Here is an 18,056-nt window from a genome sequence, read left to right as displayed (position 1 = left end):
GGAAGCGGGGAGGTGTGGTCAGAATGACATCCAGCCCGGCACCCTGTCGGATGCACCCGTCAACAAGGAAACCACTCATGACCTCCTCCAGCACCACCCACAAAGGAACTGCGCTGATTACCGGCGCCTCCGCCGGTATCGGCGCCGTATACGCCGACCGTCTCGCCAAGCGTGGCTACGATCTCATCCTGGTCGCGCGCAATGCCGAGCGGCTCTCGGCGCTGGCTTCGCGGCTGGCCGCGGAAACCGGCCGCTCCATGAGCGCCATCCCCGCCGACCTCAACGACAAGGCCGATCTCGCGAAGATCGAGAGCATCCTGCGCAATGACAAGAGCATTACCTTGCTGGTGAATAATGCCGGCGTCGGCTCGGTCGCTTCGATCCTGAACAGCGATGCCGACGAGATGGAAGCGATGATCGACTTGAACATCACCGCGTTGACGCGCTTGACCTATGCCGTCGCACCCGTCTTCGCCGCCAAGGGTTCGGGCACGATCGTCAACATCAGCTCGGCTGTCGGCATCGCCGTGGAGGCCCTGAACGGCGTCTACAGCGCGTCAAAGTCCTACGTCCTGAGCTTCGGCCACGCACTTCAGCGCGACCTGGCGGATAAGGGCGTGCGCATCCAGACCGTGCTGCCGGCCGCGACCGCCACCGAGTTCTGGGATGTTGCCGGCTACGCCAAGCAGAAGGAAGCCGCGAGCACGATGACGGCCGAAGACCTGGTGGATGCCGCCCTGGCCGGCCTGGACCAGGGTGAACGGGTGACTATCCCAACGCTGCAAGATGGCGACGACTGGACCCGCTGGGAAGCGGACCGCCGAGCGCTGGCGCCGAAGTTCGCCAATGCCAGGCCCGCTCCGCGCTACCGCGTTGCTGCCGCCAAGCCTTGACCTGTATCCCTTCCCAGGTGGCGACACACTGTCAAGCGGCCAGCGCTGACCTTACGGTTGCCCCGATCATGGGCGGCTACCTTCCATGTGCGCTGCTTCGAACTGCTCGATCGCGTGACAGATCTCGGCCGGGGCGTCCTCCTGCACGAAATGCTTGGCGCCGGTCAGAACGTGGACCTCCGCGCCGGGGAACTCGGTTTCGAAGCGTTGCCGCTCGCTATCTCGAAAGCCGGGGTCGTTGTCTCCCCAAAGAATGAGGACGGGCTTGTCGCGCAGGCGCGCCAGGCCAGCCTCTACCTCGGAAAGGAAATCGCGGCTTTCGGGAATCTCTTTGGCGAACTGCGAGTGGGGAATACGCGAGGCCGGAGTCGGATAGGGCCTTGCGTAGGCCGCCTTTTCGGTCGATGTCAGCCTGCGTTTCGTGGACATCGGTACGAGGAACCGGGTGAGCGCGTTGTAGCGGACGATCAGGAAGCGGCCCAGTCCGCCGCCGGTAAGTCGAGACCAGTTCTCGATGTGCTTGATCCCGTCGGCGGGCCACGCCCAGGTGTTGCAGATGATCAGCTTGTCGATGAGGTCCGGCCGCAGGCCGGCGAAACTCAGCCCGATCGGGCCGCCCCAATCCTGCACGACGAGGCGGATGTCCCTCAGGGACAGGGCGCGCACCAGGCCCTCCAGAACCGTCGCGTGCTCCCTCGGCTTGAAAGTGAAGCCGGGTCGGGCCCGGCTCAACCCGAAACCCGCATGGTCGAAGGCGATGCAGCGAAAATGTGGGGCGAGCCTGGTGATGATATGCCGGTAGAGAAAGGACCAGCTGCCATTGCCGTGGAGCAGGAGCAGGGTAGGTCCGCTGCCTTCATCGACATAGTGGATGCGATTGCCGTCGATATCGATCCAACGGTTCTTGAAGGGAAAGAGCGTCTGGTCGAGCCATGCCGGGACGGCGTCTCGATCTTCGGTCATGTCAGCCATCTTTGAAGCGCTCCTCCCAAGCTTGCGGGTTTGTCCCTTAACATCAATACTGTACTGTGTCGTACTTGTAGTACGCTACCGTAGCGTATCGATATTGTCAATGAGGAAGGTGAAGGTGGCTCAGATTGCAGACAAGCGGGTGGAGCGCTCCAAGGCAGCCGTATTGAGCGAAACCTATCGGCAGTTGACGCAGAGCGGGATCGGCGGCGTCAGCATCGACGAAGTGTCGCGCGTGTCCGGCGTTTCGAAAACGACGATCTACCGGCACTGGCCTTCGCGCGCTGCCTTGCTGATCGATGCCTGTTCCAGGCTGGGGGACGTACCGCCGCCACCGGACACGGGCACTTTGCGCGCCGACCTGCACGCTCTTGTGACGAAGCTCGCGGAACAGCTTCAGTCCGCCGCATGGGCCACGGTCTATCCGTCGATCGTCGACGCGGCGGAGCGCGATCCGGAAATCGCCGCGCTGCAGGCCGGACTGCATAAGGCCTTCATGGCGCCGTTTCACGCGGTCGTCGAAATAGCCAGGGACAGGGGTGAGGTGCAGCCGGAGAAGCCAGCCGCCGACCTGGTCGCGGCGGTGGTTGGGCCACTATTTTTTCGGCGCTGGTTTTCCAAAGAGGCGTTCGATGACCGCTTTATCGAAGGCATCGTCGATGCCGCGGTCGAGACCGCTCTCGGCCGCTAATCAACGCATGATCGTGAAGCACGATGCCGATATCCTGCACCAGAAGCCGGCTCATGTTGCGCTCGCTCATGCCTATGCGCGTCGCCCAATCGCGTTTTGTGGACTTGTCCGCAGGATCGGCCAATAACATTTCCGCGAGTCGGCGCAAGCGCGGATCCCGGGGCATAGGCAAGTGAAGGTCTTCCACGGGAGCCGCCGCCAACTCATCCAACAACGCGCGATCGGCCGGGGGACATGGTCCACATCGTTTATCGCTCTCAGATCGGTGGTGGCAATGCGGGGCATGATGCGTATGAAGCGTCCGATCGGCGCTTATAAGTTGGCCTGATTGAAAAATATTATGGCCAGATTGCACAGTGACGTCCAATTGACCTGTCGGTATCGTTCGATTGAACCTGTTTCGAAGGAGCATTCCGGCATGTTGATGGACGTCTCGAAGTTCCCCTTGGTCTGGATGGAATTGAACGCGCCTGGCCCCGATCCCGGGGCCTCGCCTTTTGCCGAGTTCGAGGCATTGCTCGCCAGAAAGGAAGTCTTCGTTCTGCTCAATGACGAGGGGCTTGATAGCGGTGCACCCGAACATTCGCCGGAAGAAATGAAGCAGGCCTCGCTTTGGATGAAGCGCCACAAAAGCGAATTGCGGGCCTTCGTCAAGGCAGGGATCTACATCGAACCGAATGCCGCCAAGCGCTTGGCGACCAAGGCATTCGCCCTGGTATATGAGAAATTCTGGGGCTATCCCATGCTGACCGTTGAGACGAAAGATGAAGCGCTGACCCTGGCCCGGAAGTTGTTGGAAGGCTAGCGTACGGATACGCAGAGGAGGGTGCTATTTCTTTCAAGAACTGGGCTTTATCGAACGAATCGACATGCACCTTACCGCGGCTTGGATTGGGATCGACAGCGGGGCGGAAAATATCAATTGGGGACTCAGTCGCCTTGGAAGACAGGCAAACGTCCTTGCGCCTGCGCATTCAGTCCCTCGACGAAATCCCTCGTGCGATAAAGCGCGCTGTACTGGGCCCCAAGCTTCGCAAAAGCCTGCGCCTCGCTATTGTCGATCGCCAGGTGCGCGGAGCTTAACGTTGCTTGAACGCCGAGCGGCGCACAAGCGGCCACTTTGTTCGCTATTGCCACCGCACGCTCCAACGTTGCCTGCGGGGTATCCGCGATCTCCTGGATAAGACCCATCCGCAATGCGTCGCTGGCGGTCCAATGGTCACCGGTAAGCATGTAGCGCATCGCGTTGCTCCAGCCAGCCTCGCGCACGAACCGGATGGTCGATCCGCCGCCTGGAAAGCGGCCATGCGTATTCTCGTCCTGGCCAAAATCGGTATTGGCCGCCGCTACTCGGATATCCGCGGACAAAAATAATTCGTGGGCCATATTCCAGGTATCACCGTGAACGGCGGCGACAACTGGCTTCTTGCGTTGGACACCGTAGTTCAAAGGATTAACGACGTGCGTGAGGCCGGCCAGTGGTCCGCCGGTATTGGCAGCGGCCCTGTAGGCTTCTACGTCGATGCCTTGGGAAAAGCCGTCACCGTGACCAAACAATATGGCCACGCGTAGTGACGGATCGTTGTCATAGTCGTAGAGCGCCTTCGCAAGTGCCTGGAACATTGCCGGGTCGATACGATTTCCGGCCTGCGGGCGATTGAGACCCAACAACGCAAGCTGGTCCCTGCGGGCGATGGTTATGCGGGAGTCAGCGTTGATTGGTACTTCGGCAAGCGTCGTGGGCAGTGGGGCCGTGGCGGACGAACTTGCCTGTCCGCCAGCTTGGGTGTGTTGTCCTGACTCATTTCCCAGGGCAGATGTCGCTGCGACAAGCGCCGGAACCGCCGTCGCTATCGTCGCCGCTCTTTTCATCAAATCTCGGCGCGCAATGAAGTGTTGGTTATCCATAAGGTCTTTTGCTCGGGTGGGAGGGTCTTGACGGTCAGGCGTTGGCCGTCGTTACGGGCCGCTTGCGCCGGATCAACTGGCGGAGAGAGAGCGCGTGTAGAACGAGGGAGGTGGGGACGGTAAAAGCGGGAATGATGGCGGTGGGATATGCGCCGGTCAGAAGATTGGGGTTATCGAAAGCAAGGTGCTGCAGCGGTCCAGGCGAAGTAAGTGCGCCCAAGGTGACAGCGATCACAAGATCCGAAATGCCGATGAAGTTCCAGAGCAAGGCAGATCTGATGCTGCCCGGCTGGCCCTTCGCCAGCAGTATCGCGGTTGGCAGGGCGAGTAGCCCGGTGATCACGTCGCCAATCCCTGCGGGGATTGCAAAGGCACCGGGTGCGTTGCCGGCAAACCAGTCAACCAGGAACACGCCCCCGATCACCCTATACGCTTGCAACCCTACAAGCCAACTCGGCGGCATGGCATCCAGTATTAGACCGATGCGGCTCGAGCGCCATAGAACAGCGATGACGGCAGCCGTCGGGACGATGATCATCAGCGGCAGCAAAGGTATAGAGGTTACGCCTGGTAGCAGGAGACCCTTGGCGACGATCGTCCAGGCGGCCCCATGCCAAATAGTCAAAGGAACGGCGATCGCCGCCCAGGTCCGACGGCGTTCCAATTCCGTCAACGATGTGTGCGATAACGCCATCCAGGCGCCGGAAAGCACGATCAAATGCACGGCGAACCGCGCGACGATCACCGATATTCCCGACCTTTGAAGTCCCGGCGATGCAACGAGTGCGAACAGCCAGATGAATGTAAGCAGCCCCGTGCCGACAAACGCGCCAAGAGGACGAAAGAGGCCGGAAGCGGTGCGTGATTGCAATTTGAAGACTCCTTGGATATGGACAGGAGGGCAATCACCCTCGCAGCGCTTTGCCGTTAGTCGGTCGGCACGCTGTTCGTCATGAAGTGCGCCGACCATGTAGTTAATCTTATAATAAGAGTGACTGGGGAGCAAGGGATTCAAGGTCGTGTATCTCTTATAATTAGAGTATCAATCATCAGTCCGCGAGGGCTTGGGACCGATCTATGCGTTCAAAAGGTTTTGATGGAATGGTGTGTTCGATCGCCGGTGTGATGGCGGCGATCGGCGATCGTTGGGGCCTTCTGATTCTGCGGGATCTTGTGTTCGGCCTCAGCAGGTACGACGATCTTCGTCGGTCGTCTGGCGTAACCAACGCTACGTTGAGCGATCGACTCAAACATCTGGAGGCGAACGGGCTTATCGAGCGACGTCGCTATCAGATGAACCCAGAGAGATTCGAATACCTACTCACCACAAGCGGCAGGCAGATTGCGCCGATCATGGTGCTTCTCTCCAAGATCGGGGATCGCTTAAACCTTTCCGGCGCCGCCGCTCCACCACTGAAGTTCGTGAACCGGCGAACAGGTGCCGACGTCCAATGGACCTTCACCGACCTGAGCACGGGAGAACCGGTGGCAGGTCAAGATATCGCGATCGAAGAGGGGCCTGGCGCGGACGACCTGATGCGGTGGCGGCTGTCTCATACCGATCGACGTTATGAGGGTGGCGACCCAAAAAGTGCTCTGGTTGGATCCAATTCCCGTACGAAGCCCGCCGCGAACGTCCCCAGCACGCTGCCCGCCCGGCGCTTGAAGGGCAAAAGCTGAAGGTCCTTGGCAGGCGACGCGCAGCGGGCCGTGCATGCAAGGGGAGCTGGTGTCCAGTCTCAGTTAGTACAATCTCTTCGATGGCATCCCTTCATGGCCTGCCGCGCACTCTCCAAGGAGCAGGATTTCCCATGAACGAGCTGCAAGCGAGCGCGGCATCCATCGCCAGCAAACTCAAACAGCGTGGGCACACGCTGGGCACGGTCGAAAGTTCGGCTGGCGGGCTGATCGCTGCCAGCCTGTTGGCAGTGCCGGGGGCCTCGGCGTATTTCATAGGCGGCGCCATTGTCTACACCGCCCAGTCGCGGCACGCGCTGCTCGACCTGCCGTTGACGCTGCCGGATGGGATGCGGTCGGCAACCGAAGACTACGCGGCCTTCCTGGCCGAAGGCCTGCAGCGGAAGCTGAATACGACCTGGGTGCTCGCTGAAACCGGCGCAAGCGGACCGAGCGGGAATCGCTATGGCGATGCCCCCGGGCATGCGTGCCTGGCCGTGCGTGGTCCGCACGGCGCGACGCTCACCGTGGAAACGGGCGATACGGATCGCGGGCGGAACATGCAGGTGTTCGCCGCCGAGGCCCTGCGCCTGCTGGACCAGTTGCTGGACAAGCCAGGCCCACTGCTCGGCTAGACGCGGTGCCGGGGACTTGCGCCCGCACCGGCTTTAGGATTACGATCATAATATTAAAGTATGATCGTAATTCAATAGTTGTCCCGGCTTGGGATCGCCACGCCGGGACGCGCAGATATGGGGCCATGTCATGCAGGGAAACTCCGAGGCAAACAACACAGCCACGGCCGACGCGCTCGCATCGCTGGGCGTCGCGGCGGCCGCCCAGGCCATACGCAAAGGCGAGATTTCTTCCGAAAGGTATGCAGGCGCGCTATTGCAGCGGGTTCGTGATCACGCGGATCTGAACGCGTTCATCACCATCGACGAAGTCGCCGTGCTGGAAGCCGCCAGGCAGGCAGACAGAGACAGAGCCGCCGGCGCCATGGCGCCGCTTCTTGGCGTGCCCGTTGCCATCAAAGACAGCTATCTCACCGAGGGACTGCGTACTACCCTCGGTCTCGCGGCGCTCGATCGCTTTGTGCCGGAGCACGACGCCGACGCGGTTCAGGCAATCAAGGATGGTGGCGGTATTGTGTTCGGCAAGAACAACCTTGTGGAGATGTCCTTCGGGCTGACCGGTCATAACGAAGCCTATGGTCAAGCCAGAAACCCCCACGATGTGAATCACGTCTCGGGTGGTTCTTCCGGTGGCGGCGGGGTCGCTGTGGCCGCTCGCCTGGTGCCGGCGGCATTGGGAGGCGACACCATCGGATCCGTCCGTGTGCCGGCTTCGCTATGTGGCGTGGTCGGCTTCAAGCCCACCACCGGACGTTGGCCGCGTAGTGGCGTCGCGCCCATTTCCCACACGCTCGACACCACCGGTGTGTTTGCTCGGCGTGTGGAAGACTGCATCCTGATAGATCGCGTGGTTACGCGTGACGAGACCCCCGACGGCAGTACTCATTCCGATTTGAAAGGCGTCACGCTGGCCTATGCGCCGCACCAGTTCCTGGAACTGGCGGCGCCCGAAGTTGCCGCGCGCTTCAAGGAAACCGTTTGGCAACTGCGCGACGCTGGCGCGAATGTGGTGGAGGTCGACCTGGGGCAGGATTTCTCCGAGCGTGCCCTGACCGCGACCTGGCATATCTTCTTCCGTGAGACCAAGGCGGCAGTGGAGAAATTCATACGCCAGAACAACGTCCCCGTCACGTTCGACGGGATCGTGGACGGCTTGAAGCCCGGACTGAAAAATGTATGGACTCGATTCGTGCTGCCGAGCGGGCAAGGCTACATCTCCGATGAGGAGTATCGCCATGCGCAGGGGAGGGAACGCGCGGAAATCAAGCGCCGGTATGCCGAAGCGTTCGCAAGGACTGGCGCGGCCGCGCTGATACTGCCCACTACGCCGTCCACCGCGCCGATGATCGGACAGGAAGACAAGATCATGTTGGGTGGCCAGGAGACCAGCCAACTGGTATTGGCCAACAACACGATTCCAGCCAGTGCGGCGGGCCTGCCGGGTGTCAGTCTTCCAATTGGCGAATCCGAGAAGGGCTTGCCCATCGGTCTCGAATTGGACGGCCCTTACGGGCGCGATCGGTCGCTGCTATATGTTGCACGCCGCGTGGAGGCGGTGGTGGGCACATTGCCGTCGCCCATCTGACTGTGGCACGGAATCGAAGGTACACACGTTTCGCGGCCCTGGCGGGCTGCACTGCCTGAAGGATTAAAATGTCCAAGCCCACTTATGAAACCACCACGATCGCGGTCGAGCACGTCCGCATTCGTTCCAGTCATTCATTCTCCGCGGTCAAGGCCAGGCTCGAAGGCTTGGTGAGTCGGATCGACGATGGGATTTTTACCTTGCTGCGTTATGGCGAAACCGTGCGCGCGCTCAAGGAACTGGAGGCGCTGCCCGCGCTCTCGATCTTTGGATTCCGGGATCATGGCGCACTGCTGGGCATCGCGGGGCCGCGCCGTCTTGCGATCCAGTATGACATCGGCAATCCATTGACGGCATCTAAAATGACGCGACATCGGATTGCGGCCGGTCTTTATGCTCCCATCCGAGTCCTGCTTAGCGAGGACCATGAAGGCACTGTGTCCTTCGAGTACGATCGTCCCGTGTCGATGTTCGGACAATTCAATAGTACGGAGATCGATGCGGTGGCGGTGCAACTGGATAAGGATCTGCGGGCGGTGTTGGAAGAGGCTGCGTCCTGAAGAGAGTTCAAGCTCATGCGTTTTGAAAAAGGCCACAAGGAAAATACGCGCAGACGCATCATCGATGTCGCCGCGAAGAAATTCCGACGGGATGGTATCGCGGCGTCAGGCCTGGCCGGCATCATGTCCGCGTCCGGATTGACCAACGGGGCTTTTTACCCCCATTTCGAGTCCAAGGAAGCGTTGGTCAAGGAGGCGCTTTCCAGCGCATTGCAGGACCAGCAGGATGCGTTGACGAATGAGGATACGGGGGCGGCCGATATCGAAGACGCCATTCGGCGTTACCTCAATACGTCTCACCTGGTCGGGTATGAGGAGGGCTGCCCGTCCGCGGCGTTGTTGCCCGAGATCGGCCGTCAGCCTGAAACGACCAGACAGCGATACGAGCAAGCCGTTCTCGCTTACGTCGACGGCCTCGCCGGTCTGCTTCCCGATCCGAAGCGCGCCAAGCGCCGGGAGCAGGCGATTGCCATTTTTGGCCTCATGGTCGGGACGCTACAGATCGCGCGCGCGGTGTCGGATCACAAGCTTGCGGAAGCCATCCTGGAGGGAGGCGTACAGGCGGCGTTGACGTTGGCGCACCCCTCCGGTCCGCCCGGTAAAGTCCCGCCTGGATCCTCCAAATCGGTACAGCCCTGAGGCCGGGACGTGGCGGTCGTGCCCAGGCGGCGAGCGCGACCAGAAAGGCGGAAGCGATCACTGCCCAGCCGGCGCCGAACGGTCGAGCCCGGCGGTCCGCTGTTCGATGGCGTGGATGACCGCCACCATGTCGATCGCGCCATGCCCCAGCGCTTCGGTTTCCCCATAGAGCGCATGACAAACGTCCAGCAAGGGCGAGGCAATGCCGACGTCGCGCGCCGCCTCCGCCACCAGGCGGCTGTTCTTCAGGACGTCGGTGATGGCGGCCTGGACCGAGAAATCCTGCGTGACGAGCTTGTCGATCTTGACGCGCGAGACGTTGCTGGCCATCGGCCCGGCGTTCAGGGCCTGCGCGAATTGCGCGAGATCGATGCCATGGCGCTGCGCGAAATGCGTGGCCTCGGTCAAGCCGGTGACCATGGTGATCAGGAAGAGATTCACCGCGAGTTTCATCGTCAGGGCGCCCGGGACCTTGCCGCAAGTGATGGTCTCGCGGCACATCGGTCGGACCAGCTCGCGGACCGTCTCGACGTGCTCCGGCGGCCCCGCCAGCATGACGACGAGCTGCGCGTCTTCGGCGGGCTTGCGGGATCCCGAGACGGGCGCCTCCACGTAGTCGCCCTGGCTGGCCGCGATATCGTCACCCAGGGAGCGCGAGTAGCCGGGCGAGGTCGTGCTCATGTTGACGATCAGCCGGCCGGCCACACGTTGTTCGAACCGCGGCGTCCGCCGGGCAAGGACTTCATCGATGGCCGCTTCGTGCGCCAGCATCAGGATGACGATGTCGCATTTGGAGAACAGCGCATCCACGCTTTCGGCGACCGTGGCGCCGGCGGCGCGCAGGGTGTCGTACTGGTCGGGGGAGCGACTCCAGACGGTGAGCGGGGCGCCGCTCCTGGCCAGATTGACCGCCATGGGCGTTCCCATGACACCCAGGCCGATGAATCCGATGGATTTATTCATGGACGGGAGCTCCGCAAGGTGTGCGATTGGCGACGGGAAGAACGTTCACGAATCGAATGGACGATGACCAGGACGTCGTGCGTGCGCGCCAAGCGGCACTGATCGGCTTCCGCGTAAGAATAGCCCAGGCCGAGGTCCTCGAACAGCGTGACGGAAAAGGGCGTATTTGACGCCGCATGGGAGTGGCCTGACCTCAGGCGGGATGGATATTCGTTCAGCGCGCCGACAGGGGGCGGGATCGACATATCGTTGTCGTTCAGGATCACTGGCGACAACTGTTGCATCTGTGGACGTAACCGCGGCGCCTCCGGGAACGAAGAAAGGGTGGTACGACCCATTCAACCTCCCGGAGACCCATATGCTGAAAGAGTTCAACGTCGCAGAGAAAGGCGCGGGCCGCTACTGGCCCCTGGCGATCCTGCGCTGGGTGATGGTGCTGATCTTCATCTCGTTCGGCATCCAGAAGTTCACGCCGCAGTCGGCGCAGGGCATCGCCCAGTTCATCGTGAACAGCCCCTTCGTTTCCTGGCTGCAGGTCTTCGGCATACGTGGGGAAGCGTATCTGCTGGGCTCCATCGAGCTGGCGACGGCGGCGCTGCTGGCCCTGGGCGCGTACTTCCCCTTGTTGTCGGCCTTGGGCGCCCTGATGGGAATAGGCACTTTCGCCATTACCTGGTCTTTCTTTTTCACGACGCCGGGCGTGGTGAAGTGGAGCTTGTCCACGGACCCGATCGCGTGGAACCTGACCGGCGAGTTTCTCTATAAGGACATCGTGCTGCTGTGCGTGTGCCTGGTCCTGTTCCTGGCGTCGCTGCCCGGGACCAGGTCGGGGCCGCGGACGCAGTGAGCCGCGCGGCGCGCCTTTTGCCAGGCGCGCCGCGCCGTCAGGAGTGCGCGTCCTGTCGGCCTGCTGGCGTCGCGGTCAGGCGTCCCCATGCCGCCAGCGCGGAGCGCGCGATTTCCTCCAGGATTGCCCGATCTGCGCCATCACGCGCCTGTATCGACATGCCCTGCTGCACGGTGACGTAGAAACGCGCCAGTTTGTCGACGTCGGTCCCAGAGGGCAATTCGCCGGTTTCGATGCCCTTCGCCAGGCGGGCGGCCAGGTCCGCCGTGTTTTGCAGGCGCTTGCGGGTCAGTTCCACCCGTAGCGCCTGGTTGCCATCCGTCGAATGCAGCGCCGACAGCACCACCAGGCAGCCGCTGGGCTTGTCGGGGCGGCTGAACTTGTGCGCTGTTTCCATCAGGAAGCCCTCGATAGCGCCATAGGCGGTGTCCGCTTGGCTGATCGCCGCCCAGATGTCCGCGCCGTCGGTCTGGACGTAGCGGGTCACTGCTGACCGAAACAGCTCCTCCTTGGAACCGAAGGCGGCATACAGGCTGGGCGCGCCTATCCCCATGCCCTTGGTGAGGTCGACCATCGAGGTGCCCTCGAACCCTTGCTCCCAAAAGATTTCCATGGCGCGGTCGAGCGCCTGCTCCCTGTCGAATGCCCTTGGGCGACCTCGGCCGGCCATGGCTATCCTCCGTTATGTAGTGAACGATATAGATTTCGCTTGACTAGAAATTCGGTCTTCCTATTATATAACGATCACTTCAAAAATGGAGGTGAGTCTCATGTCTTCGCTTCAAGGTAAACGTGCTTTCATCACCGGCGCCAGCCGCGGCATCGGTGCCGCCATCGCCCGCCGGTTCGCCGCCGACGGCGCCGCCGTGGCCATCGGCTACGAGCGCTCGGCCGATGCGGCCAATGCCATCGTCAAGGAAATCGAAGGCACGGGCGGTCGCGCCGTCGCCGTCCAGATGAACGTGGCGGACCCGGCGTCGATCAAGCAGGCGGTCGATCGCGCCGCCGCCGAACTCGGCGGCCTGGACATCCTCGTGAACAATGCCGGCATCATCCGGTACGGCACGGTCGAGGATGTGACCGTCGAGGACATCGACGCCATCCTGTCGGTGAACGTCCGCGGCGTGATCCTGGCGACGCAGGCGGCGCTGCCGCATATGTCCGAGGGCGGCCGCATCATCTCCACCGGCAGCAACCTCGCCGAACGGGTGCCCGACGCGGGCAAGGCGTTGTACTCCGCCAGCAAGGCCGCGCTCATCGCCTGGACCAAGGGCACCGCCCGCGATCTCGGCCCGCGTGGCATCACCGTCAACCTGGTCCATCCCGGTTCGACCAATACCGATATGAATCCGGCCGATGGTCCCCAAGCGGAAGCGCAGCGGCAGCGGATGGCGATCAAGGAGTATGGCCGGGTGGAAGACGTCGCCGCGCTCTATGCCTTCATTGCCAGCCCTGAGGCGCGGTCGGTGAACGGGACCGGCTTCACCGTCGACGGCGGAGCGAACGCGTGACGCGCGCTGGCGACCGTTCCCAGCGGATGCTGGTCCAGGCCCTGTGGCTGATGGCGCCCACGACGACAATCGTCGTCGGCGCGGAGCTAATCGTCGTGGGGCTCCTGCCCCTGATCGCACAGGACCTGGGCATTCCGCTCGCCCAGGGCGGCAACTGGCGCATGCCGTTCATGGTGCTGGCGGTGGCTTCATTGCTGCTGGCGCCTGTCATCGCGTTGCTGTTCCCCAAGGTGCCCAAGGCCGATGCCCTTGGGTTGGCCGGCCAGTTGCGCCTGCTGCGCCAGCCCTTGTTCCTGGCACATCTCGCGTTATCCGTGGCGGTGTTTTCGTCGATGTTTTCGGCCTATACCTACCTGGGCGCCTGGGTCGAGCGGACCTTCGGCCTGTCGCCGTCGAGCGTCGCGTTCACGCTGTTCCTGTTCGGCGTGGCGGGCCTGCTGGGCAACAGCTTGGCCGGGCGATATGCGGATCGCGCAGTGCTGCGATCGACGGCCGTTGCGATCATCGTACTGGTCGCCGGCGTCAACCTGGCCGCGCTTGCCGGCGGTTCGATGGCGATGGCGGCCGTGCCCATGTTCCTCTGGAGCGTCAGCCAGACCGCATTGGTGACGCTGGGGCAGGTGCGGGTCACGCTGGCGGGCAAGCCAGCTCCACCGTTCGCGATGACCATGAACATCTCCGCCGCCAACCTGGGCATCGCGTTGGGCACGCTGGGCGGTGGCGGCGTGATCGACCGTTTCCAGGTCGGCGCGATCGGTCTCGCGCCCATCGGCTTCGCCATCGTCGCGTTGCCGTTACTCGTCCTGGTAGGTCGTGGCGTGGCGCCCAGCTTCCAGACCCCACAGCGACGTTGATGTGGTGAGGGCACAAGTGGGATGACATGCTGCTTGGCTGATGGGGCATTACCGATCGCTTGCAGAAAGCACTTATATGCCCTTATTATTGCCCTACTTATCGGGAGACGTTCACGCATGAACCAGAACAGCCTCATGCCAGGGCCGTGCAACAGCACTGCCATCCGCAAGGCAGCACGCCATCTGGGACGGTTCTACGACTTGTGCATGGCGCAGACCGGCGTGCGGATCACGCAATACGCGATCCTGAATCTGCTGGCCACCCGCGGCGCGCTGACGATCGCGGAGCTGGCCGAAATCCTGGTCACCGACAGGGCGACGATGGGGCATAACATGCGCCCACTCGAACGCGATGGGCTGATCCGTATCGCCGTGGGCAAGAATGACCGCAGAGAAAGGGAAATCACCTTGACGGAAGCGGGGCGGGCAAAGGAAGCCGCCGGCAGGATCGCCTGGGAAGGCGCGCAACGTCGATTCGAAGCGGCGTTCGGTAAGGAGGACGCGCTGGCGATGCGCCGGGTCATGCAGCGGGTGACCACCCTGGATCTCGAACGCCCCGAGTAGCGAATCCAAGCAGACAGGTTCAACGCATCGGATGACACGCCCGCGTCGTCAGGATGCCTCCAATATGGGCATATAAGGCTATATGTATGATGCGAAAGCTTTTTGCGCAGGGCGTGTTCGGTTTGGTCGTCGCGGCGATGTCGGCAGGCGCCGCCGTCCACGCCGGGGATACGGCGACGGCCGATCGTGAGGGTGTACGAGTGCTGTTCCTGAGACAGGTCGAGGCGGAGAACGCGCACGATATCGCCAAGTTGGATGGCGTCCTGGCCGACAGTCCCGACGATGGGTCATCCCCCGTGTCCTTCGTCGCGCGGGCCTACGAGTTCTGGGGCAAAAAGGCCGTCATGCAGCATTTTGAACAGACGTTCAAGGGAACATGGCGGCTCGATCCCGACATGTCGCGTGCCCGTGTCGTGCCGCTCGGCGCGGACACGACGCAGATATACGTACCCACCAAGGTGACGCTGGGGGCGCCCGGCCAGGCGCCTGTGACCGCCACCTACCTGATCAACGAGTTCGCCGTACGCACCGCGCGAGGCTGGCGGTTCACGGCGATTCTTCCGCTGCCCGCTCAATAGGAGAAGCAAGATGAAAATGTCAGTCAAGGGCACGTTGTGCCGTGGATTCGCCTGCGCGGCGCTGCTGGTGTCTGGCGCCGGTGTCGCTGCCCCGACTTTCACCGAGACGGATCGGCGGGAAGTGCAGCAGGTGTTCGAGCGCCAGGCGCAAGCGGCGACCCGGCACGACCTGAAGGCATTCGACGCGGTTTTCGCGGGGCCGAACGATCTCGGCGACCCGGTGGTGTTCGTCGCCCGGCCATACCAGTTCTGGGGAAAGCCGGCGCTCATCGACCATTTCCGCGAAACCTTCAAGGGGGTTTGGAAGTTCGAACCCGATATGAGCAAGCTGCGCGTGATTCCCCTGACGAGCGACGTCGCCCAGCTCTACGCGCCCACGCAAATCACATTGGGCCGCTCGGCGGCCGATGCGCGCACGGCGCCATACCTGGTCTACGAGGTCGCGGTACGAACCGCGGCTGGTTGGCGGATTGCTTCGATCGTTCCCATCGCGGCGCAGTGATCGTCGCACGCAGGAGTATGTCCATGAAGGCAGCTGTGTATTATGAAAACGGCCCACCAGATGTGTTCCGCTATGAAACGGTCGATGAGCCCACGTGCGGCCCGGACGACGTATTGATAGAGATACAGGCGATCTCCGTCGAGGGCGGGGACCTGATCAATCGGGAAATGCGCCCTCTGGCGCGTGTTCCGCATATCGTGGGTTATCAGTGCGCGGGAATAGTCAAGGCGGCGGGCAGGAACGTGCGAGATCGTCAGCCGGGGGATCGCGTCGTGGCGGTCCTGTCATGGGGATCGCATGCGCAGAGGGTGGCCGCGCCGGCCGTGGACACTTGGTTGATTCCCGAAACGCTCGATATAGCGGTCGCGGCCGCGGTGCCCGTCGCGTGGGGCACCGCCCATGAGTGCCTCTTCGATGCAGGAAACCTCAAGAGCGGGCAATCCGTGCTGATTCATGCGGGAGCCGGTGCGCTGGGGCTGGCTGCCATCCAATTGGCGCATCGCGCCGGCGCCACCGTGTACACGACCGCGTCGGATGACGCACGGCTCGCACGCCTGCGGATTTATGGGATGACGGCCGGCATCAACTACGTCAAAAGTGATTTCGTGGCGGAAGTCGCGAGGCTGACGGGCGGACGCGGCGTGGATCTCATTGTGGACAGCATCGCCGGGAGCACTTTGGTGCGAGGCGTCCAGGCCTTGGCGTACAAGGGGCGCATCGTTACGGTCGGCGTGTCCGGCCGGGACCAGGACAAGCTGGATCCGGTCAGCTTGTGGCGGGGAAACCAAAGCGTGCATGGCGTGTTCTTTCCTTCGCTCCTGGACAAGGAGCACGCTCGGGTCCACGCAAGCGTGCAGAGCTTGTTGGAGCGTGTCGCGACAGGGGAACTGAAGGTCGTGATCGACAAGACCTTTCCGCTGCAGGAAGCCCAGGCCGCGCATTCCTACGTGATGTCGAGACAGGTTTTCGGCAGGGTAATCCTGCGGCCCTGAGCCCATGGGTCGCGTGAGCGAGCCAGCCGGTCGCGTTCACGCGTACCGCTCATGGGCTTGAAGCCGGAAGGCGCCGACCAGGGTGACGAGTTGGGCGGCCTGGGCGTTCAGGCTATCGGCCGCGGCGGCGGACTGTTCGACGAGCGCGGCGTTGCTCTGGGTGACATGATCCAGTTGCGTGACCGCGATGCCGACTTGCGAAATGCCTTGCTCCTGTTCGCGCGTGGCGGTACCGATTTCTCCGACCAGGCTGGCCACATGGCGCACCTGCTGTACCACGTCGCTGATGATCGATCCCGCACGGCCGACGGTTTCGCCCCCGTTGCGCACCTTGTCCACGCTTTCCGTCACCAGGCCGGCGATTTCGCGCGCTGCCTGGGCGGAGCGCTGCGCCAGCGTGCGCACTTCGCTGGCCACCACGGCGAAGCCCCGACCTTGCTCGCCGGCGCGAGCCGCTTCCACGGCGGCGTTCAATGCAAGGATATTGGTCTGGAACGCGATGGAATCGATGATGCCGATGATGTCGCCGATCTTGCGCGAGCTCGCCGAGATTTCGTCCATGGTCTGCACCACTTCCATCACTGCCTCTCCGCCTTTGCCGGCCGCCTCGCTTGCCTGTGCCGCCAGGGAAGACGTCATGAGAACCGTATCGGCGTTCTGGCGAACCGTCGATGCCATCTGCTCCATCGCGGAAGCCGTCTCTTGCAGGTTCGCCGCTTGTTCTTCCGTCCGCTGGCTGAGATCGGCATTGCCCGCCGCGAGCTGGCCGGTGCCGGCGGAGATCGACTCGCTGCCGCGCCTGACTTGATCGACGATATCAGCCAGCTTGTGCCGCATCGATTCGATGTGCGCGAGCAGGCTCGACTCGTCACCCTTGCGCAAACGTATGGCGAGTGAAAGATCACCTTCGGCGAGCTGCCGCGCCACCGCGGCAGCGTAGGCCGGTTCGCCGCCCAGTTGGCGCAGGACCTTGCGGATAATGGCGATCGCGACCGCGGCGCCGAAGACGGCGGCGAATATCGCGAGACTGGTCATGATGCGCACAGCCAGGCTGACGACCGTTTCCGCGTCACCCGACACGGCCAATGCCTGATCCTGCTGGTACGCCGCCATTTCGTTCAGGACGTTCAGGTAGTTCGCCTGGGCGGCGGGCATTTCCTTCAGGAGCACCTCGGTGGCGACGGGGATGTCGCGCTTGCCCGCATGGACCATGGCCTTCGCCAGCAAGTCGTCATAGACGGGCCGGGCGGAATCCAGCCGCCGCACCAGTTCCGCTGCTTGCGTATCGAGCGCCCGGTCCGCCAATTGCGCGGCGGCGGCTGCGGCCTGGCGAGCCAGGTCGGCTTGGCGGCCTTCCATCTTGGCCAAGGTGTCGGGATCGCTCGCCAGGAGCAGGTCGCGCACGATCTGCGAACGAACGCCGATCCCATCCTTGATCTGCTGCACATAGATCAGGTTGTCGATCGGCACATTGGCCAGGAGGTTCACGTCGTCCTTGATCGCGCTCAGGTAATGCCTGGCCAGGATGGACGCTCCGCATCCCAATAGGACGACCACCGCGAAACCCGTACCCAGCAGAAGTCCGAAAGACAGTCTTCTCTTTTGCATCGTGCGCGCCGGTTCAAAGTTTTCCTCGCCGTCAGCCGTCCGTCGGCTGACGCCCATCACTTGTAGTTCGGCGGCTGGAA

Annotated in this window: 21 protein-coding genes and 1 pseudogene; 15 read left to right on the top strand and 7 right to left on the bottom strand. The window is 62.6% G+C overall.

Translation table 11 applies throughout. The features are described from left to right. Positions 1-77 precede the first annotated feature (77 nt). Positions 78-893, top strand: a complete 816-nt coding sequence (locus CAL12_RS16875) for an SDR family NAD(P)-dependent oxidoreductase (RefSeq protein WP_086065694.1) — start codon at positions 78-80, stop codon at positions 891-893. A 66-nt stretch (positions 894-959) separates the two neighbouring features. On the opposite strand, the gene CAL12_RS16870 is transcribed toward CAL12_RS16875, so the two are convergent. Further along, the gene (locus CAL12_RS16870) at positions 960-1,865 is read right to left on the bottom strand and encodes an alpha/beta fold hydrolase (RefSeq protein ID WP_086065693.1); all 906 of its coding nucleotides are present in this window, start codon (positions 1,863-1,865) and stop codon (positions 960-962) included. A gap of 100 nt (positions 1,866-1,965) precedes the next feature. Here CAL12_RS16870 and CAL12_RS16865 point away from each other — a divergent pair, with 100 nt between their 5' ends. Further along, on the top strand, positions 1,966-2,553 hold the full coding sequence (locus CAL12_RS16865) for a TetR/AcrR family transcriptional regulator (RefSeq protein ID WP_198298261.1): 588 nt from the start codon (positions 1,966-1,968) through the stop codon (positions 2,551-2,553). Between the two features lie 418 nt (positions 2,554-2,971). Continuing rightward, on the top strand, positions 2,972-3,358 hold the full coding sequence (locus CAL12_RS16855; RefSeq protein WP_086065692.1) for a hypothetical protein: 387 nt from the start codon (positions 2,972-2,974) through the stop codon (positions 3,356-3,358). A gap of 125 nt (positions 3,359-3,483) precedes the next feature. Here the strand turns inward: CAL12_RS16855 and CAL12_RS16850 are convergent, their stop codons facing one another. Together CAL12_RS16850 and CAL12_RS16845 are read right to left on the bottom strand one after the other, a co-directional pair. Continuing rightward, complete coding sequence (locus tag CAL12_RS16850) at positions 3,484-4,461, bottom strand: enoyl-CoA hydratase-related protein (RefSeq protein WP_086065691.1); 978 nt, start codon at positions 4,459-4,461, stop codon at positions 3,484-3,486. Positions 4,462-4,495: 34 nt separating this feature from the next. Beyond that, positions 4,496-5,332: a hypothetical protein gene (locus CAL12_RS16845; RefSeq protein WP_086065690.1), complete on the bottom strand. Its 837-nt coding sequence runs from the start codon at positions 5,330-5,332 to the stop codon at positions 4,496-4,498. Between the two features lie 206 nt (positions 5,333-5,538). Here CAL12_RS16845 and CAL12_RS16840 point away from each other — a divergent pair, with 206 nt between their 5' ends. From CAL12_RS16840 to CAL12_RS16820, 5 genes are all read left to right on the top strand, one after another. After that, positions 5,539-6,141: a winged helix-turn-helix transcriptional regulator gene (locus CAL12_RS16840; RefSeq protein WP_086065689.1), complete on the top strand. Its 603-nt coding sequence runs from the start codon at positions 5,539-5,541 to the stop codon at positions 6,139-6,141. Positions 6,142-6,272: 131 nt separating this feature from the next. After that, positions 6,273-6,773 carry a CinA family protein gene (locus CAL12_RS16835; RefSeq protein ID WP_086065688.1) on the top strand — a complete coding sequence of 167 codons (501 nt, stop codon included), beginning with the start codon at positions 6,273-6,275 and terminating at the stop codon, positions 6,771-6,773. Between the two features lie 130 nt (positions 6,774-6,903). Continuing rightward, positions 6,904-8,358 (top strand): amidase family protein, encoded by a 1,455-nt coding sequence (locus CAL12_RS16830; RefSeq protein ID WP_086065687.1) that lies wholly within the window; start codon positions 6,904-6,906, stop codon positions 8,356-8,358. 68 nt (positions 8,359-8,426) lie between these two features. Further along, a complete protein-coding gene (locus tag CAL12_RS16825) occupies positions 8,427-8,918 on the top strand; it encodes a DUF302 domain-containing protein (protein WP_086065686.1) in 492 nt (163 codons plus the stop codon). 15 nt (positions 8,919-8,933) lie between these two features. Further along, positions 8,934-9,557 carry a TetR/AcrR family transcriptional regulator gene (locus CAL12_RS16820; RefSeq protein ID WP_086065685.1) on the top strand — a complete coding sequence of 208 codons (624 nt, stop codon included), beginning with the start codon at positions 8,934-8,936 and terminating at the stop codon, positions 9,555-9,557. Between the two features lie 57 nt (positions 9,558-9,614). Here the strand turns inward: CAL12_RS16820 and CAL12_RS16815 are convergent, their stop codons facing one another. Continuing rightward, the gene (locus CAL12_RS16815) at positions 9,615-10,520 is read right to left on the bottom strand and encodes an NAD(P)-dependent oxidoreductase (RefSeq protein ID WP_086065684.1); all 906 of its coding nucleotides are present in this window, start codon (positions 10,518-10,520) and stop codon (positions 9,615-9,617) included. Positions 10,521-10,687: 167 nt separating this feature from the next. Beyond that, positions 10,688-10,786: pseudogene (locus CAL12_RS28515) on the bottom strand (1-deoxy-D-xylulose-5-phosphate synthase N-terminal domain-containing protein); the annotation flags it as partial. Between the two features lie 92 nt (positions 10,787-10,878). Here CAL12_RS28515 and CAL12_RS16805 point away from each other — a divergent pair. Further along, positions 10,879-11,367, top strand: coding sequence for a DUF417 family protein (locus CAL12_RS16805; RefSeq protein ID WP_198298260.1), 489 nt, complete (start codon positions 10,879-10,881; stop codon positions 11,365-11,367). Positions 11,368-11,404: 37 nt separating this feature from the next. Here the strand turns inward: CAL12_RS16805 and CAL12_RS16800 are convergent, their stop codons facing one another. Further along, positions 11,405-12,037 (bottom strand): TetR/AcrR family transcriptional regulator, encoded by a 633-nt coding sequence (locus CAL12_RS16800; RefSeq protein ID WP_086065682.1) that lies wholly within the window; start codon positions 12,035-12,037, stop codon positions 11,405-11,407. A 100-nt stretch (positions 12,038-12,137) separates the two neighbouring features. On the opposite strand from CAL12_RS16800, the gene CAL12_RS16795 reads away from it, so the two are divergent. From CAL12_RS16795 to CAL12_RS16770, 6 genes are all read left to right on the top strand, one after another. Further along, positions 12,138-12,878 carry an SDR family NAD(P)-dependent oxidoreductase gene (locus tag CAL12_RS16795; RefSeq protein WP_086065681.1) on the top strand — a complete coding sequence of 247 codons (741 nt, stop codon included), beginning with the start codon at positions 12,138-12,140 and terminating at the stop codon, positions 12,876-12,878. Beyond that, positions 12,875-13,732 carry an MFS transporter gene (locus CAL12_RS16790; protein ID WP_086065680.1) on the top strand — a complete coding sequence of 286 codons (858 nt, stop codon included), beginning with the start codon at positions 12,875-12,877 and terminating at the stop codon, positions 13,730-13,732. Before CAL12_RS16795 ends, CAL12_RS16790 begins: the two co-directional genes overlap by 4 nt. A gap of 117 nt (positions 13,733-13,849) precedes the next feature. Then, complete coding sequence (locus tag CAL12_RS16785; protein ID WP_157793018.1) at positions 13,850-14,296, top strand: MarR family winged helix-turn-helix transcriptional regulator; 447 nt, start codon at positions 13,850-13,852, stop codon at positions 14,294-14,296. Between the two features lie 86 nt (positions 14,297-14,382). After that, positions 14,383-14,874, top strand: coding sequence for a nuclear transport factor 2 family protein (locus tag CAL12_RS16780; protein ID WP_232464550.1), 492 nt, complete (start codon positions 14,383-14,385; stop codon positions 14,872-14,874). Between the two features lie 10 nt (positions 14,875-14,884). Continuing rightward, positions 14,885-15,376: a YybH family protein gene (locus CAL12_RS16775; protein WP_232464549.1), complete on the top strand. Its 492-nt coding sequence runs from the start codon at positions 14,885-14,887 to the stop codon at positions 15,374-15,376. 23 nt (positions 15,377-15,399) lie between these two features. Next, a complete protein-coding gene (locus tag CAL12_RS16770) occupies positions 15,400-16,368 on the top strand; it encodes a quinone oxidoreductase family protein (protein ID WP_086065678.1) in 969 nt (322 codons plus the stop codon). 36 nt (positions 16,369-16,404) lie between these two features. Here the strand turns inward: CAL12_RS16770 and CAL12_RS16765 are convergent, their stop codons facing one another. After that, positions 16,405-17,976: a methyl-accepting chemotaxis protein gene (locus tag CAL12_RS16765; RefSeq protein WP_198298259.1), complete on the bottom strand. Its 1,572-nt coding sequence runs from the start codon at positions 17,974-17,976 to the stop codon at positions 16,405-16,407. Positions 17,977-18,056: the final 80 nt, after the last annotated feature.

The sequence above is a fragment of the Bordetella genomosp. 8 genome (assembly GCF_002119685.1).
Classification (GTDB): Bacteria; Pseudomonadota; Gammaproteobacteria; order Burkholderiales; family Burkholderiaceae_B; genus Bordetella_C.
This window is presented reverse-complemented; position numbering and strand designations above follow the sequence as displayed.